This window comes from Geotalea uraniireducens (assembly GCF_027943965.1).
In the GTDB taxonomy this organism is placed as follows: Bacteria; Desulfobacterota; Desulfuromonadia; order Geobacterales; family Geobacteraceae; genus Geobacter; species Geobacter uraniireducens.
Map to the genome: position 1 here is coordinate 3,912,072 of NZ_AP027151.1, position 15,979 is coordinate 3,928,050.

General features: G+C 59.1%; 13 protein-coding genes. All 13 read right to left on the reverse strand.

Annotated features, from left to right (window positions below; all coding sequences use genetic code 11):
• Positions 1-171: 171 nt before the first annotated feature.
• The 13 genes from QMN23_RS18310 to argB all read right to left on the reverse strand — a co-directional run bounded on the left by QMN23_RS18310 (position 172) and on the right by argB (position 15,943).
• Complete coding sequence (locus tag QMN23_RS18310) at positions 172-2,883, reverse strand: restriction endonuclease (protein ID WP_282000774.1); 2,712 nt, start codon at positions 2,881-2,883, stop codon at positions 172-174.
• Between the two features lie 75 nt (positions 2,884-2,958).
• Positions 2,959-4,191, reverse strand: coding sequence for an LL-diaminopimelate aminotransferase (locus tag QMN23_RS18315; protein ID WP_282000775.1), 1,233 nt, complete (start codon positions 4,189-4,191; stop codon positions 2,959-2,961).
• 189 nt (positions 4,192-4,380) lie between these two features.
• Complete coding sequence (gene dapB, locus QMN23_RS18320) at positions 4,381-5,184, reverse strand: 4-hydroxy-tetrahydrodipicolinate reductase (RefSeq protein WP_282000776.1); 804 nt, start codon at positions 5,182-5,184, stop codon at positions 4,381-4,383.
• 159 nt (positions 5,185-5,343) lie between these two features.
• On the reverse strand, positions 5,344-6,216 hold the full coding sequence (dapA, locus tag QMN23_RS18325) for a 4-hydroxy-tetrahydrodipicolinate synthase (RefSeq protein WP_282000777.1): 873 nt from the start codon (positions 6,214-6,216) through the stop codon (positions 5,344-5,346).
• Positions 6,217-6,324: 108 nt separating this feature from the next.
• Entirely contained in the window at positions 6,325-7,578 is a 1,254-nt protein-coding gene (gene lysA / locus QMN23_RS18330; RefSeq protein WP_282000778.1) for a diaminopimelate decarboxylase, read from the reverse strand.
• Positions 7,579-7,714: 136 nt separating this feature from the next.
• Positions 7,715-8,467 carry an LPS translocon maturation chaperone LptM gene (gene lptM / locus QMN23_RS18335; RefSeq protein WP_282000779.1) on the reverse strand — a complete coding sequence of 251 codons (753 nt, stop codon included), beginning with the start codon at positions 8,465-8,467 and terminating at the stop codon, positions 7,715-7,717.
• A gap of 51 nt (positions 8,468-8,518) precedes the next feature.
• Positions 8,519-9,904, reverse strand: coding sequence for an argininosuccinate lyase (gene argH / locus QMN23_RS18340; protein WP_282000780.1), 1,386 nt, complete (start codon positions 9,902-9,904; stop codon positions 8,519-8,521).
• Positions 9,905-9,919: 15 nt separating this feature from the next.
• Entirely contained in the window at positions 9,920-11,101 is a 1,182-nt protein-coding gene (locus QMN23_RS18345) for a hypothetical protein (protein ID WP_282000781.1), read from the reverse strand.
• Between the two features lie 31 nt (positions 11,102-11,132).
• On the reverse strand, positions 11,133-11,576 hold the full coding sequence (locus tag QMN23_RS18350) for an NUDIX domain-containing protein (RefSeq protein WP_282000782.1): 444 nt from the start codon (positions 11,574-11,576) through the stop codon (positions 11,133-11,135).
• Between the two features lie 52 nt (positions 11,577-11,628).
• Entirely contained in the window at positions 11,629-12,846 is a 1,218-nt protein-coding gene (locus QMN23_RS18355) for an argininosuccinate synthase (RefSeq protein ID WP_282000783.1), read from the reverse strand.
• A gap of 111 nt (positions 12,847-12,957) precedes the next feature.
• On the reverse strand, positions 12,958-13,869 hold the full coding sequence (gene argF / locus QMN23_RS18360) for an ornithine carbamoyltransferase (RefSeq protein WP_282000784.1): 912 nt from the start codon (positions 13,867-13,869) through the stop codon (positions 12,958-12,960).
• Complete coding sequence (locus QMN23_RS18365; protein ID WP_282000785.1) at positions 13,866-15,068, reverse strand: acetylornithine transaminase; 1,203 nt, start codon at positions 15,066-15,068, stop codon at positions 13,866-13,868. Before QMN23_RS18365 ends, argF begins: the two co-directional genes overlap by 4 nt.
• Positions 15,068-15,943 carry an acetylglutamate kinase gene (gene argB / locus QMN23_RS18370; RefSeq protein WP_282000786.1) on the reverse strand — a complete coding sequence of 292 codons (876 nt, stop codon included), beginning with the start codon at positions 15,941-15,943 and terminating at the stop codon, positions 15,068-15,070. Before argB ends, QMN23_RS18365 begins: the two co-directional genes overlap by 1 nt.
• Between the last annotated feature and the right edge of the window lie 36 nt (positions 15,944-15,979).

Genomic DNA, 15,979 nt, shown 5'->3' on the forward strand with positions numbered 1-15,979 from the left:
TATTTCCCCTTGATCATCCGCGGGGATGAAACAGCAAAGGCGGCCAATCGGCCGCCTTTTGAATTAAGTATGCTGTCCCCGAAATTTGCCAGTGTTAGTTGAAACAAAAAGGAACAGCTGCGTTTTGAAAGGACATTAACATGTTATGTCCCATAAGCTTCCAGTCTTCATTTAGCCCACAGGTAAATTTGTTACCCATTTTGCCCATACTGAAAGGGCAGAACCATATCTTGCCTTAGTTGCATCAGACCAAGAATATCCGAATTTCTCCGCCAGTATTGTTCCAATCTCTTTTGTCTTGATATCTTTAGCTGATTTAATGATTGAGATTACAGCCTCAATGTTCTTAGTCTTTAAAACACAAGTCGCTAACCATTTTGTATAGTCAATATCTCCTATCAAATTTAATTCCAATTTTTTATTTGATTCGGTAACCATGTTCAATTCTTTGAGAACATAAATTGAGTTTCTTTTTCCGTTCTTTGTTAACTCTGATTTGCTGTTCTGACCCGAAGCAATTAATTGAATTACCTCCAAAACTACTGGCGGTGGTGCATCACCGAAAAAGTTTCCTGAAAATCTTGGAACATTTGTTCTTGGCTTAATTGAAATGTCTTTTGCTGAAGAATCTGGTATGTGGCTAATATAATTGCCATTCACAATAACAATTCCGATGGCTGCCAACCATTCTACAGTCCGTTTCACATATATATCCCAGGTTTTTTCTGCAAACTGTGATGTAGAGTACACTTCTTTTAAAGTTGATTTTATCTCGTCATAAGTTACTTCGAATCCAGAACCTTTATTTGAAATCAAGCTTCTCAATACAACATGGCTTTTCCAAAAGCGATGAAGCGCAATCAAGGACTCTTGCTCTGTTGCACAAAGTGAAGAAAGGGTCCTCTTTTTTCGACTTGATTCAGAACTACCCATCATAATCATATCACGCACGATGTTATCAGTAGTTCCATCACCTACCTTTAATTCAGCACCTAAATCCTCAAAAGTAATAGTACTCTTTCCCAAAATGTACTTTAGTGCATCTAAGTATCTTCTACAATCGCTCTGCGGAATATAACTAACAGGAATTTGTGGTACCTTGCCAGTGAGAACATAGTCTCTAAAAATATCCCAATAGAGGATCAATCTAGAACCACTTCGAAGAATTAACCTTTTATTTATTAAAGATTTAACGGTATCTCCACCATAATTTTCTTCTATCTGAAAAAATTCAGCTGGGGAGTCAGCTGCTATTTTTTGAATGCAACTTAATTCATTTGAAGGTAGTTCTTCGAGCTCTTTCTTGAACAATTCACTTATGTTTAATGATTTACCCAAGATTTCTGACTGGTCATATCCTTCTTTAATAAGCTTGTAAACATGTATACATAACTTTTTAAGTAACCAAGGATATCCTTGACAGTGATCAGAAAGTATTCTTTTTAGTTGAGGATTAATTGTTTGATTGAGTTCTTTAGTAAACATAGTCAAGGCACTGGCAACTTCAGAAGGAGAAAATGGTGTCAAACTAAATTCACGCCTACTATCAGAAATACCTTGCCACATGTGATACGCAGGATGGTCTTGAGGTATTGTGCCATCCGTTTTCCAAGAGAATCCTAGTATAATGTTTTCTTGCAACGAATCTATTGATGTACATATACTATAAAGTTCATTAAACAGTGGGGCTAATTCTTGTTTCGCAAATATTTCTTCAAACTGATCAAAAAACAACACTATTGTTTTCTTATTTTTACTAAGACTTTCTAGTAGTTCTTGCAAGGATGGATCTGAGAATGGGTCTGAGCTCGCTCCAAGTCTAAGATCATTTTTTGGTTTTTCTACAAAACCTTCTTCAATCGCATTTTTAAAACATTTTATTATGGCAAGTTCTGCGTAACGACGTGATACTGCTGCACGAGAATCCACAGCATAGAAATATATTTTCTTTTTATTTCGCTTGGATGAAGAAATTGACTTCAGCTTTAACAATATTGAACTCTTGCCCCAACCAGACGGTGCTTTAATTGCGATTAACCTCGTAGTAGTATCCTGACACCTTACTTTATCAAAATAATCATAGATATCAGATATCACTTGTTTTCGGCCTACAAAGTCTTGAGGGCGTGCTGGACGGTAGTCTGACCAATGGTCACTTGCAGGCACACTCACAATGCTTTGCATTTCGCTTTTAATATCTTGCAGTGTGGAAGAACATTTGGAAGACGCAGAGACCCAGTTTAATTCCTTTAGAGAAGTGTCAGTAGAGGATATATCTTTGATAATTTTATTATCAGTGATAGGGTTGCCTGTAATTGCATCAAAAAGTAATACATTTTGGTTAATGCCTGCACTCACATCAACTGTTGGTGTTGCCCAAAATCGCCCAAAGTTAGTTAGCAACAAATAAGTTTCATTTGCATATAAGTATCCATTCGGCTTAATAAGCTTGTTTGGATCGCAAACTATTTTTGAGCCAACCAATAATTCGATCAATCTTTGCGGAGTATAGAATTGTAACTTTCTACGCTCTGTCGGATCTTTTAATTCCCATTCACTAACTAATCCTTTTGCATCTTTTCCTAAATCACCAGTTGTGAGTAACCACCCTGATGAAACTGACTTAAAACTCACAGCACCATGAAGCTTTAAAATGACATCTGCTGCTAATGTCTGGCGATATGCTTTGCATTCTACATAAATGACTTCACCACTCAGACGGTGTTTTGCAAGTAAGTCAACTTCCATTCCAGTTAATCTGACTTCTTCCGTAACGTCGTACTGCATAACACTCAATACTTCACTACCAATATTTTCAAGAAGTTTTCCACGTTCAGTACTGGATATATTCTCAGAGACAGCAACCTCAATTTTTAATAACATTGCAACCTCATACGTAATATTAATTATGTTGGTATTTTTGTTGTAAAAAAGGGCGCCAAGTTGGCGCCCTCATTATTACTTCAAATTCCTCTTTATCCTCTCCACCGCCTCGATCACATTCTCGCGATGGCCGAAGGCGGAGAGCCGGAAGAACCCTTCCCCGCTGGGGCCGAAGCCGGAGCCGGGGGTCCCGACCACGTTGCACTCCTTGAGGAGCTTGTCGAAGAAGTCCCAGGAGCTCATGCCGGCCGGGGTTTTCAGCCAGATGTAGGGGGCGTTGACGCCGCCGTAGACCGTGAGGCCCGCTTCCTTGAGGCCCTCGCGGATGATCCGGGCGTTCTCCATGTAGTAGTCGATGATCTCCTTGTTCTGCTTCCACCCCTCGTCGGAGTAGACCGCGGCGGCGGCCTTCTGCACCGGGTAGGAGGCGCCGTTGAACTTGGTGGTGGTGCGGCGCAGCCAGAGCTTGTTGAAGGAGTATTTCTCACCCGTGCTGGTGGTCCCCATCACCTCTTCCGGCACGACCACCAGGCCGCAGCGGACGCCGGTGAAGCCGGCGGTTTTGGAGAAGGAGCGGAACTCGATGGCGCACTTCTTGGCCCCTTCGATCTCGTAGATGGAGTGGGGGATCTCCGGGTCGGTGATGAACGCCTCGTAGGCGGCGTCGAAGAAGATGACCGCGTCGTTGGCAAGGGCGTAGTCGACCCACTTCTTCAGCTCGTGCCGGCTGGCCACGGTGCCGGTCGGGTTGTTGGGGAAGCAGAGGTAGATGATGTCCACCCGCTCCTTGGGGAGCTCGGGGATGAAGTAGTTCGCCTCGGTGCAGGGGAGATAGACGATCCCCTGGTAGTACCCCTTGTCGTCGGCGTCGCCGGTGCGGCCGATCATGACGTTGGTGTCGTTGTAGACCGGGTAGACCGGGTCGCCGATGGCGACGACGTTGTCCAGGGCGAAGATGTCCAGGATGTTGGCGCAGTCGCACTTGGAGCCGTCGGAGATGAACATCTCCTCGGTCTTCAGCTCCACGCCGAGCGGCTTGTAGGACTTCTCGATGATGGCGTTGATGAGCCAGTCATACCCCTGCTCCGGGCCGTAGCCGGCGAACTGGTCGATGGTGCCCAGATCGTCGACCGCGTCGTGGAACGCCTTGATCACGGCCGGGGCGAGCGGACGGGTCACGTCGCCGATGCCGAGGCGGATCACCTTGGCGCTGGGGTTGGCGGCGGCGAATTCCCGCACGCGGCGGCCGATCTCCGGGAAGAGGTAGCCGGCTTTGAGTTTGAGGTAGTTATCATTGATTTTTGCCATCTTCGGTAGAACCTCCAATATTTTTTATAAAGGAAATGCCGCGCGAGCGGCATTCTGTGTGACATTCATCGTGAAACGTCGATTTTTCGGCAAGGTCAAGGCGGGCAAGAGGCGACGCGGAGGCGTAGCAGCGCTACGCCGCACAAGGAGGCGCGCCGCCCAACGCAGAGATTGCCAAAAAGCGGCGTTTCACTTAAGGCCCAGCACGTCCTGCATGTCGTACAACCCCGGCTTCTTCCCCACAATCCACTGGGCTGCCCGCACCGAGCCGCGGGAGAACATGTCACGGCTCATGGCGCGGTGGGTCAGCTCGATCCGCTCCCCCATGCCGATGAAGTAGACGGTGTGCTCGCCGACGATGTCGCCGCCGCGGACGGTCTGCATGCCGATCTCTTCCTTGGTCCGTTCGCCGCAGATCCCCTCGCGGTGGTAGTTGGCCACCTTGTTGTAGTCGCGGCCCAAGGCCTCGGCCACCACCTCGCCCATCCGCACCGCGGTGCCGGAGGGGGAATCCTTCTTCATCTTATGGTGAGCCTCGACGATCTCGACGTCGAAGTCGTCGCCGAGGGTCTGGGCGATGTCCTTGAGGATCTTGAAACAGACGTTCACCCCGACCGACATGTTCGGGGCGAGGACCGCCGGGATCTCTTTCGCCAGCTCGGCGGCCAGCGCCCGTTCCTCGGGGGTGAAGCCGGTGGAGCCGATGACGATCGCCTTCTTCTTCAGGGCGCAGGCCTCCAGGTTCTTCAGCGACACCTTGGGGGTGGTAAAGTCGATCAGCACGTCGCACCCCGCCACCAGGGCGTTGAGGTCGTCGGAAATGGCAACGCCGATGGCGCCGAGCCCGGCATTGAAGCCGGCATCCTGGCCGACCATCGGGTGGCCGGGCCGTTCCAGAGCCCCGGAAAGTTCGACCCCGTCGGCTTCCCGGACGGCGGCGATGATCCGCCCCCCCATCCGGCCGGCGGCGCCGCAAACTGCGATTTTAACCATGATATACCTCGTATGCTGTGCCACCGCGAAGGCTACCGCGCCCTCTCCCCAGCCCTCCCGCAGCGAGGGGGAGGGAGCATTGGGAGGGAGGCTGCGCGGACTTGCCGTCACCTTCGCCGCGAGCGACTGTGTCCCCGGTGGCGCAAGCTCGTTTGATCGTTAAATCAGCCGGTACTCTTTCATCACCGCCACCAGCTTGGCCTTGTTGGCCTCGCCCATCGGCGCCAGCGGCAACCGGACCTCGTCGGAGGCCTTGCCCATCAGGCCGACGGCGGTCTTGACCGGGATCGGGTTGCTCTCGATGAACATGGCGTTGGAGATCTTCAGCAGATGGAGGTGCAGCCGCCGCGCCTCATCCAGGTTGCCGGCGAAGAAGGCGTCGACCAGGTTGGCCACTTCCTTCGGCATGATGTTGGCGACCACCGAGATCACCCCCTTGGCGCCGCAGGCCATCATCGGGAAGGTGATGAAGTCGTCGCCGGAGAGGACGTCGATCTTGTCGCCGCAGAGGGCGAGCACTTCCGAGGCCTGCTGCAGCGAGCCGGTCGCCTCCTTGATGGCGACGATGTTGCCGATCTCCGCCAGCCGGGCGACCGTTTCGGGGAGGAGGTTGACCCCGGTGCGACCCGGGACGTTGTAGAGGATCTGCGGGATCGCTACCGCCTCGGCCACCGCTTTGTAGTGGCGGTAGAGCCCTTCCTGGGTCGGCTTGTTGTAGTAGGGGGTGACCAGCAGGCAGCCGTCGGCGCCGAGCTTCTTGGCGTGGCCGGTCATCTCGATCGCCTCGCGGGTCGAGTTGGAGCCGGTGCCGGCGATGACCGGGACCCGCTTGTTCACCTGTTGAACAACGATCTCGATCACCCGGTCGTGCTCCTCGTAGTCGAGGGTCGACGACTCGCCGGTGGTGCCGCACGGCACGATGGCATCGGTGCCGTTGACAATCTGGAACTCTACCAGCTCACGCAGTTTCTCTTCGTCGACGGCGCCGTTTCTGAATGGCGTGACAATGGCGACGATGCTTCCTTTGAACATATCCGTATCCTCCCTTTCGGCGGAATTAGCAATGATGGGGCGAAACAGCCAATGTGGGGCGCGAATGCCGCAGCGCAACGCAGAGCGGGCGCAACAGCGGCTATTCCGCTACAAAAACGACGGCAGCCGCTCTCCCTTGATCAAATCCTCGACCGTCTCGCGCTCGCGGATCACTTCGAAGCGGTCACCCTTGACCATCACCTCGGCGACCCGCGGCCGGCTGTTGTAGCTGCTCGACATGGCGAAGCCGTAGGCGCCGGCGGACATGAAGGCCATCTGGTCCCCCTGCTTGAACATCGGCACTTCCCGGTCTTTGACCAGGAAGTCGCCCGACTCGCAGATCGGCCCGACGATGTCGGCGACGACCATTCCGTCCTGGTCCTTGACCACCGGCTGGACGCCGTGGAAGGAGCCGTAGAGGGCCGGCCGGGCCAGATCGTTCATCCCGGCGTCGATCATGATGAAGTTCTTCTCGTCGCGCTCCTTGGTGTAGAGACAGGTGGCGACCAGAATGCCGGCGTTGCCGACGATGTTCCGCCCCGGCTCGAAGACCAGGTGCATGCCGAGGTCCTTGGTGGCGGCGACGATCTCCTTGCCGTAGTCAGCGGGGAGCGGCGGCTCTTCGGTGTTGTACTGGATGCCGAGCCCGCCGCCGCAGTCGAAGTACCGGAGATCGATCCCCTGGCTGCGCAGCGTGCCGATCATCACCTTCAGCTTCTCGATCGAGTCGACGAAGGGGTTGACCTTGGTCAGCTGGGAGCCGATATGCATGTCGATGCCGATCACCTCGATCCCCGGCAGGGTCTTGGCCCGGGCGTACTCGGCCATGGCCCGGTCGATGGTGATGCCGAACTTGGCGTTTTTGAGGCCGGTGGTGATGTAGGGGTGGGTCTGCGGATCGACGTCCGGGTTGACCCGGATGGCGATGCCGGCCTTTTTCCCCAGGCGGGAGGCGATCTCGGAGATCCGGGTCAGCTCCTGCTCCGACTCGACGTTGAACATCAGGATGCCGCTGTTCAGGGCGTACTCGATCTCGTCGTCGCGCTTGCCGACGCCGGAGTAGACGACCTTGCGCGGGTCGACGCCAGCCTTGAGCGCCCGGAACAGTTCACCACCGGAAACGATGTCAACCCCGCCGCCAAGGTTGATGAAGGTCTTCAGCACCGCCAGGTTGGAGTTGGCCTTCACCGAATAGCAGACGGTGTGGGGCACCGCGGCGAAAGCCTCGTCGAAGGAGCGGAAATGCCGCTCCAGGGTGGCCTGGGAGTAGATGTAGACTGGGCTGCCGACCTTGGCGACAATTTCCCGGATCGCCACCTCCTCGGCGTAGAGTTCGTTCCCCTTGTACTGAAAGTGATTCATGCCTTTCCTCCGTCATATGAAAATTGTATGAAAACGCATCGCGAACCGTAAACAAAAGTGGGTATTTTTACCACACGGCGTTATAAAAGTCAAAGTTTTAAGGACTTACCGCGCCCGGCCGGCACGCTGTGGCCGTCTATTCGGGGGGCGCCAGGGCAGCGCGCACCTCGTTGGAGGCGGCCCCTTCCACCGACTCCCCGTCGACGCCGATCACTTCGCGCACCAGATAGAGGTAGCTGACGCCCCGTTCGAGGCGAAGGTCTTCGAAACGACGTTCTTTCGTCGGCTGGGTGGTCAAGAGCTCCAGGGAACGGATATCGTCGCTCCGCCGCCGATAGAGGTTGTAGCCGAGGAAATCGGCCCCCGGCGCAGCCGCCGGTTCCCAGCTGAGCTGGACGCCGGTGGGGGTGGCAACCGCCTGCAGCCGCGGCGCCGGCGGTGGCACCACCATCCGCCAGCGAGCCCGGTTCGACGCCGCACTCTCGGTGCCGTCCCCCTTGAAGGCGATCACCTTGTACTGGTAGATGGTGCCGTCCTTCAGCCCGCTGTCGGCAAAGACGTAACGGTTGTTGAAGCGCCGGACGTCCTGCAGGTACTCCGGATCGACGGTCTTGAGCAGCTGGTAGGCATTGGGGCAGGATTCGCAATCCTGATCGGGAGGGAGCACCACGCGCCGGTAGAGGTGGAAGCCGGCCAGCCCCTTGAGCGCCCGGCCGGCGGCGTCGACGGTCGGCGCACTCCAGGAGACGTAGAGCCGGTCTTCTTTCTGTGCCACCTGCAGATCGGCGATCGGTGCCGGCTGGAACGCCTCGGGAGGGATCAGCGGCCCCTTCTTGCCGCAGCCGGCAACCACCCCGACGAGCAGGGCAACAAGCAGTAGTTTTTTCATCGGGGGCCTTCTCTCCATCCCTCGGCGGGCGAGGGGATATCGGGCGCCGGGCTAGCGCCCCGCCTTGATCCGTTCGATCTCCGCCTTCACCCGCTCCAGGGCGGTGCCGCCGGTGGCGGCGCGGGCGTTGACCGAAGCCTCCAGGCCGATCGCCGCGGCGATATCGGCGCCGATCTGCGGCGAGAACCGCTGCCACTCCTCGACGGTCAGGTCGGGCAGATCCTTGCCGTTGGCAATGCAGTAGGCGACGGTCTTGCCGACCACTTCGTGAGCGTCGCGGAACGGCATCCCCTTCCGCACCAGGTAGTCGGCGACGTCGGTGGCGGTGGAGAACCCCTTGGCCGCCGCGGCGCGCATCGTCCCGACGTTGACCCGCATCTCGCGGATCATGTCGGCGAAGATCTTCAGCGACCCCTTGACGGTGTCGATGGTATCGAACAGCGGCTCCTTGTCCTCCTGCATGTCCTTGTTGTAGGCGAGCGGCAGCGACTTCATCACCGTCAGGAGCGCCATCAGGTTGCCGTAGACCCGGCCGGTCTTGCCGCGGACCAGTTCCGGGACGTCGGGATTCTTTTTCTGCGGCATGATCGACGAGCCGGTGCAGAAGGAGTCGGAGAGCTCGATGAACTTGAACTCGCTGGTGGACCAGAGGATCAGCTCCTCGGAGAAGCGGGAGAGGTGCATCATCAGGATCGAGGCGGCGGCCAGGAACTCCAGGGCGAAATCGCGGTCGGAGACCGAGTCGAGGGAGTTGCGGGTCACCGCCGGGAAGTCGAGCAGCTCGGCCACGTGTTCCCGGTCGATCGGGAAGGTAGTGCCGGCCAGCGCCCCGGCGCCGAGCGGCAGGACGTTGGTCCGCTTCAGGCAGTCCTCCATCCGCCCCTTGTCGCGGCTGAACATCTCGACGTAGGCGAGCAGGTGATGGGAGAAAAGGATCGGCTGGGCGGTCTGCAGATGGGTATAACCCGGCATGATCACCCCGAGCTGCTCCTCCGCCCGGGCAACCAGCGCGTCGATCAGCAGGTCGAGGTAGGCGGAAATCTCGACCAGTTCGTCCCGCAGGTAGAGGCGGATGTCGAGGGCCACCTGGTCGTTGCGGGAGCGGCCGGTATGGAGCCGTTTCCCCGCCTCGCCGATCCGCGCCGAGAGGCGCGCCTCGATGTTCATGTGGATATCTTCGAGGGCGACGGAGAAGTCGAACTCGCCGGCTTCGATCTGGTCGAGGATCTCCTGCAGGCCATGGACGATCCGCTCTACGTCGGCAATCGGGATGATCCCCTGCTTGCCGAGCATCCGGGCGTGGGCGATCGACCCCCGGATGTCCTGGTGGTAGAGCCGCTTGTCGAAATCGATCGAGGCGGTGAATTCCTCGACGAACTTGTCGGTCGGCGCGGAGAACCGCCCGCCCCAGAGTTTATCCTTGCACTCGTCTGCCATGAGTCTGTCTCCTGATCATTGGTCTTGATGCGATTGCTCGGCCGCGCCGAGTTCGACGCCGCCGAGCAGCCGGTCTTCGGTCACTTTCACCCAGCTGTCGTCCCGGGACCAGCGCATGATGGTGTGGACCTTGAGCGGGATCCGACTGCTGCGCGGGTCGAGTTCGTGATGGAGCGGCAGGTTGAAATAGTAGAGCCGGGTGCCGCCGCCGAAGCGGAGGCGGCAGAGCGGCGCGCCGCTGAAGTCGTCGGTGGCGAACTCCGCCAGAATGAGCGGCGCCAGCCGGTGACGGCGGTTGATCACCACCGCCGAGTGGCCGTAGCCGTGTTTCTGGGGAAAATCCTCGATCTCCGTCTCGTCGGAGCTGTTGCCGAAGACGGTCACTGTCTCGCGCACCCCCGGCAGATCCTCCAGGTACTCGCCGTAGAAGCCGCTCAGCACGTCCCGGTAGGCGCGGTGCTCCGGCTTCGGATTGCACTGGATGACGAACAGGCTGTCCAGCCCCTGCCTGGTGCTGAAATAGAGCTGATTCGCGTGGTCGATGACCTGCTTGATGTTGGATTGGTAGAGATCCCGGTAGAGGTAATCGAGGCAGATCAGCATCATGAAGTTGAAGCACGACGGCCGGCTGCGGAACAGGTAGAAATGCCGCCCCCGGTAGAGGTCGTGGAACTTGTCGGGAAACTCCTCGCCGCTGAAGGGGTGGCTCTTGGCCTCAAGGAAGACCCGCAGCGCGCCGCTGGCCTCCTTGATCGCCACGCAGCCCCAGTTGACCGGCATCTCCAGCACGTCGCCCGAATCGATGTCGCGGTCGACCAGCTCGACCGCCTCGCCGTTGTCGGCCCGAAACCGTTCGAGGAGCTGGCGGTAGATCTTCAGGGGAACATGCTCCACACCGAACATCACCGTGCTGTTCGGCCGGAAGTCCCGGCCGATGATCGCCAGCATCTCGTCGAAGCGGGCGAACGGTACCGCGGTCTCGGGAAAGAGCAGGAAGTGGAGCTTCTTCAGGTTCCCTTCCCCGGCCGCCACCAGCTCCATCACCGCGGCGATCTGCCGCCACTGCCGCTCCGGCTCGGTCACCGCGAAGCCGATCTCCGAACGGCGCAGCCGGTTCGGCAGCTGGGCGATCAGGCAGTGGAGATGATGCCCCAGCGGGAACTCGAGGTTGACCTTCTTGTCGATGATCTGGACCATGCGGGGAAACCTGATTTGTCGAGGAACGTAGTCAGACTTCGCAGCTGCACAACTCCGGGAACACCTTGCCGAGGATGAAGCGGGTCCCTTCCGGCATGTCGTAGCCCGGCAGCTCGGAACGCGGCACCCAGCGGGCCTCATGCACCTCGTCGGGGTTGTGGCGGATGTCGCAGTAGAGGGGCCGGCAGCGGTAATAGAGGATCACGAAGTGATTGTTGTCGAGGCCGGGGGTCAGGTGCTCGAAGACGTCGATCAGCCCCACCACCTCCACCTCGAGCCCCACCTCTTCCATCACTTCCCGGTGCAGTGCCTTGAGGATCGGCTCCCCGAGGTCGATCTTGCCGCCGGGCATCACCCACTGGCCGAGGAACGGCGCGATACTCCGCCGCGTCAGCAGCACCTGCTCGTCGTCGTCGATAATCACCGCCACCACCGAGGTGACGATATGCTCTTTCTTGAACTGGATCTTCGGCATAATAAACGCCGGGGGACACGGCTGGCCGTGCCCCCGGCCGGCACTGACGGAACTATTTCTTCTGGCCCTGCATCAGCGAGCGAATCCGCAGCCGCAGCGAATTGATCTTGATGAACCCTTCCGCGTCGGCCTGGTTGTAGACCTGGTCCTTTTCGAAGGTGGCGAAGTCGAGGTTGAACAGCGAGTTGGTCTCCGACTTGCGGCCGACCGTGCGACAGTGCCCCTTGTAGAGCTTGAGCCGGGCGACGCCGTTGACCGTCTTCTGCGAGTCGTCGATCAGCGTCTGGAGCATCTCCCGTTCCGGCGAGAACCAGTAGCCGGCATAGACCTGGCGGGCATACTCGGGGATCAGCGAATCGCGGATCCGCATCACTTCACGGTCCATGGTGATCTGCTCGACCGCCGAATGAGCCTCGCGGAGGATGGTGCCGCCGGGGGTCTCGTAGACGCCGCGGGATTTCATGCCGACCGAGCGGTTTTCCAAGAGGTCGACCCGGCCGATGCCGTGCTCGCCGCCGAGGAAGTTCAGGTGGGCGAGGAGCTGGGCCGGCGACATCCGCTCGCCGTCGACCGCCACCGCGTTCCCCTTCTCGAACTCGATCTCGATGTACTGCGGCTTGTTGGGGGCCTTTTCCGGCGCCTTGGTCAGCACGTACATGTTCTCGGGCGGCTCGGCCCAGGTATCTTCGAGAATTCCCCCCTCGAAGGAGATGTGCAGCATGTTGCGGTCGCTGGACCAGGGGCGCTTCTTGGTGACCGGGATCGGAATGCCGTTCCGCTTGGCGTAGTTGACCAGCGCCTGGCGGCTGTTCAGCTTCCACTCGCGCCACGGGGCGACGACGGTGATCGCCGGATCAAAGTGATAGTAAGCGAGCTCGAAGCGGACCTGGTCGTTCCCCTTGCCGGTGGCGCCGTGGGAGACCGCGTCGGCCCCCTCGATCCGGGCGATCTCCATCTGCCGCTTGGCGATCAGCGGCCGGGCGATGGAGGTGCCGAGCAGGTAGTGCCCCTCGTAGATGGCGTTGGCGCGGAACATCGGGTAGACGAAATCCCGGACGAACTCCTCTTTCAGGTCGTCGATATAGACTTTGTCGGCACCGGTGGCGAAGGCCTTGTCGCGGATCGGCGCCAGCTCGTCGCCCTGCCCCAGGTCGGCGGAAAAGGCGATCACTTCGCAGCCGTACTCGTTCTTCAGCCACTTGAGGATGATCGAGGTGTCGAGTCCGCCCGAGTAGGCAAGGACGATCTTTTTCACTTCTTTCTTGGCCATGTGGTTCTCCTTATGTTGTCGGACTGAGCTTCATGGGATCGTCGCGGCTGTCCCGGCCCCGGGCACCCCGGAGGGAGCGCCGGGTCGGCGCGACAGCGGCGGGCCCTATTTCTATTTCATTACGGTTGCCATGATGGCTTTCTGGACGTGCAGCCGGTTTTCCGCCTCGTCCCAGACCGCCGAGTTCGGCCCTTCGATGACCCCGTCGCTGATCTCCTCGCCCCGGTGGGCCGGCAGACAGTGCAGCACCAGGCAGTCCGCCTTGGCGAGCTGCACCAGGGTCTCGTCGACGCAGAAGCCGGCAAAGGCTTTCTCCCGCACCTTCTGCTCCGCCTCTTGCCCCATGCTGGCCCAGACGTCGGTGTTGACGACATCGGCATCCGCTACCGCCTCATGGGGATTAGTGGTGAGACTGATCCGCCCCGGCGCCCGGGCGGTTGCCCACCGCAGTACCTCCGTCGCCGGTTCGTACCCCGGCGGGCAGGCCAGGGCGAGATCGAAGCCGAAGATCGCCGCCGCCTCGATCCAGGTGTTGGCCATGTTGTTGCCGTCCCCCACCCAGGCGAACTTGAGCCCGTCGTATCCCCCCTTGTGCTCGATCACCGTGAAGAGGTCGGCCATGATCTGGCAGGGGTGGAAAAGGTCGGTCAAGCCATTGATCACCGGCACCGTCGCATAGTGGGCGAACTCTTCGACGATCTCCTGGCCGAAGGTGCGGATCATCACCCCGTCGCAGTAGCGGGACATCACCCGAGCGGTATCCCGGATCGGCTCGCCGCGCCCCATCTGGGAATCGCGGTTGGCGATGAACAGCGGATGCCCCCCCAGCTGGTACATCCCGACCTCGAAGGAGATCCGGGTCCGGGTGGAGGATTTCTCGAAGATCATCGCCAGGCTCTTCCCTGCCAGCAACTGGTGGGGCTCGCCCTTCTTCTGCTGCGCTTTCAGCTCCGCGGTCAGGCGGAACAGGGCGTCGAGCTCGTCCTTGGTGAACTGGTTCAGGGCCAGGAAGTCGCGTTTCATCGGTTCGTCTCCTCCAGGATGCCATCCAGGATGGCGATCATCTCGTTCACTTCCTGCTTGGTCACCACCAGCGGCGGGACGAAGCGGAGCACCGAGTCGTGGGTGACGTTGAGCAGCACTCCCCGGTCGAGCCCCTTGAGGACGATTTCGCCGGCGGGGATCGTCAGTTCCATGCCGATCATCAGGCCGATGCCGCGCACCTCGCGAACCAAGGAGGGGTGCTTGGCCTGCAGCCGCTCCAGTTCGCCGAGCAGGTACTCGCCCATCTCCTCGGCCCGGTTGAGCAACCCTTCTTCGAGGATCGCCCGGAGCGCGGCGACCCCGGCGGCGGTGACCAGCGGATTGCCGCCGAAGGTCGAGCCGTGGGTGCCGGGGGAAAAGGCGGCAGCAATCTCGTCCCGCGCCAGCATGGCGCCGATCGGCGCGCCGCCGGCCAGGGCCTTGGCCAGGGTCATGATGTCGGGGAAGACACCGAAGTGCTCATGGGCGAACAGCTTGCCGGTCCGGCCGATGCCGACCTGGACCTCGTCGAAGATCAGCAGCAGCCCGTGCCGGTCGCAGATCTCCCGCACCCGGCGGAAGTAGTCGGCGGAGGGAACCACAACTCCCCCCTCCCCCTGGATCGGTTCGAGCATCACCGCGCAGGTCTGCGGGGTAACCGCCGCCGCCAGGGCATCGGCATCGTCGAACGGCACATAGCGGAAGCCGTGGAGCAGCGGATCGAAGAACTTCTGCACCTTCTCCTGACCGGTAGCCGAGATGGTCGCCATGGTCCGGCCGTGGAACGACGCCAGGGCGGTGATGATTTCGTAGCGCTCGGCGTCGCCGTGCTTCTCGCGGGCATACTTGCGGGCCAACTTGATCGCCGCCTCGTTGGCCTCGGCGCCGCTGTTGCAGAAGAAGGCCTTGTCGGCAAAGGAGTGGGCGCAGAGCAGCTCCGCCAACTCGATCTGGCTCGGGATGTGGTAGTAGTTGGAACAGTGGATCAGCTCCGCCGCCTGCCGCTGCAGCGCCGCCACCACCTTGGGGTGGCAGTGGCCGAGGTTGTTGACCGCCACGCCGGCCAGGAAGTCGAGATACTCCTTGCCGTCGGCGTCCCAGAGCCGGCACCCTTCGCCGCGCACCGGCACCAGCGGGTACCGGCCGTAGGTTTTCATGATGTATTTGTCTGCCTTGGCAATCCACTGACTTGCGTTCATTACTTGAACTCCGTGCCGACGCCAACGTCGGTGAAGATTTCCAGCAGGATGGCATGCTGCACCCGGCCGTCGATGATATGCGCCTTCTTGACCCCCTCGGCGAGCGCGTCGACGCAGCAGCTCACCTTCGGGATCATGCCGCCGGTGATCACCCCGTCGTCGATCAGCCGCGGGACGTCATCCCGGGTGATGCTCGACAGCAGCCGGCCATCCCGGTCCTTGACCCCTTCGACGTCGGTGAGGAGGATCAGCTTTTCGGCCTTGAGGGCACCGGCCACCCGGCCGGCCACCAGATCGGCATTGACGTTGTAGCTCTCGCCATGCTCGCCGACGCCGATCGGCGCGATCACCGGCAGGAATTTGCCGTGCTCCAGGGTCTGGATCAGTTCCTGGTTTACCTTGACCACGTCGCCGACAAAGCCGATATCGACCCGCTCGCTCGTCCCGTCCTCCCGTTTCACCTCCTGGAGGAGCTTTTCGCAGAGCAGCAGGCTGCCGTCCTTGCCGGAGAGACCGACCGCCCGGCCGCCGTGCTGGTTGAGATAGCCGACCACTTCCTTGTTGACCTGGCCGGTAAGGACCATCTCGACCACCGCCATAGTGGCGGCGTCGGTGACCCGCATCCCCTTGACGAATTCGGAGACGATACCGTAGCGCTTGAGGGTCTCATTGATCTGGGGACCGCCGCCGTGCACCACCACCGGGTTGATGCCGAGCGACTTGAGGAGGATCACGTCGAGGGCGAAGGACTCTTTGAGCGCCTCGTCCGCCATGGCGTGGCCGCCGTATTTGATGACGATGGTCTTGCCGGAAAAGCGCCGGATGTAGGGCAGCGCTTCCATGAGGGTGTTGGCTTTCTCGATCAGCTTCTGCATGCGGAGCAGCCTCCCGAAGGGGTGGATTGGGGGCGG

Excerpts from the sequence above, each read along its gene's own strand:
- QMN23_RS18365 (WP_282000785.1), bottom strand. The coding sequence starts at position 15,068 with ATGAACGCAAGTCAGTGGATTGCCAAGGCAGACAAATACATCATGAAA.
- argF (WP_282000784.1), bottom strand. The coding sequence starts at position 13,869 with ATGAAACGCGACTTCCTGGCCCTGAACCAGTTCACCAAGGACGAGCTC.
- argB (WP_282000786.1), bottom strand. The coding sequence starts at position 15,943 with ATGCAGAAGCTGATCGAGAAAGCCAACACCCTCATGGAAGCGCTGCCC.
- lysA (WP_282000778.1), bottom strand. The coding sequence starts at position 7,578 with ATGAATCACTTTCAGTACAAGGGGAACGAACTCTACGCCGAGGAGGTG.
- argH (WP_282000780.1), bottom strand. The coding sequence starts at position 9,904 with ATGGCAGACGAGTGCAAGGATAAACTCTGGGGCGGGCGGTTCTCCGCG.
- dapB (WP_282000776.1), bottom strand. The coding sequence starts at position 5,184 with ATGGTTAAAATCGCAGTTTGCGGCGCCGCCGGCCGGATGGGGGGGCGG.
- QMN23_RS18310 (WP_282000774.1), bottom strand. The coding sequence starts at position 2,883 with ATGTTATTAAAAATTGAGGTTGCTGTCTCTGAGAATATATCCAGTACT.
- lptM (WP_282000779.1), bottom strand. The coding sequence starts at position 8,467 with ATGAAAAAACTACTGCTTGTTGCCCTGCTCGTCGGGGTGGTTGCCGGC.
- QMN23_RS18355 (WP_282000783.1), bottom strand. The coding sequence starts at position 12,846 with ATGGCCAAGAAAGAAGTGAAAAAGATCGTCCTTGCCTACTCGGGCGGA.
- dapA (WP_282000777.1), bottom strand. The coding sequence starts at position 6,216 with ATGTTCAAAGGAAGCATCGTCGCCATTGTCACGCCATTCAGAAACGGC.
- QMN23_RS18350 (WP_282000782.1), bottom strand. The coding sequence starts at position 11,576 with ATGCCGAAGATCCAGTTCAAGAAAGAGCATATCGTCACCTCGGTGGTG.
- QMN23_RS18345 (WP_282000781.1), bottom strand. The coding sequence starts at position 11,101 with ATGGTCCAGATCATCGACAAGAAGGTCAACCTCGAGTTCCCGCTGGGG.
- QMN23_RS18315 (WP_282000775.1), bottom strand. The coding sequence starts at position 4,191 with ATGGCAAAAATCAATGATAACTACCTCAAACTCAAAGCCGGCTACCTC.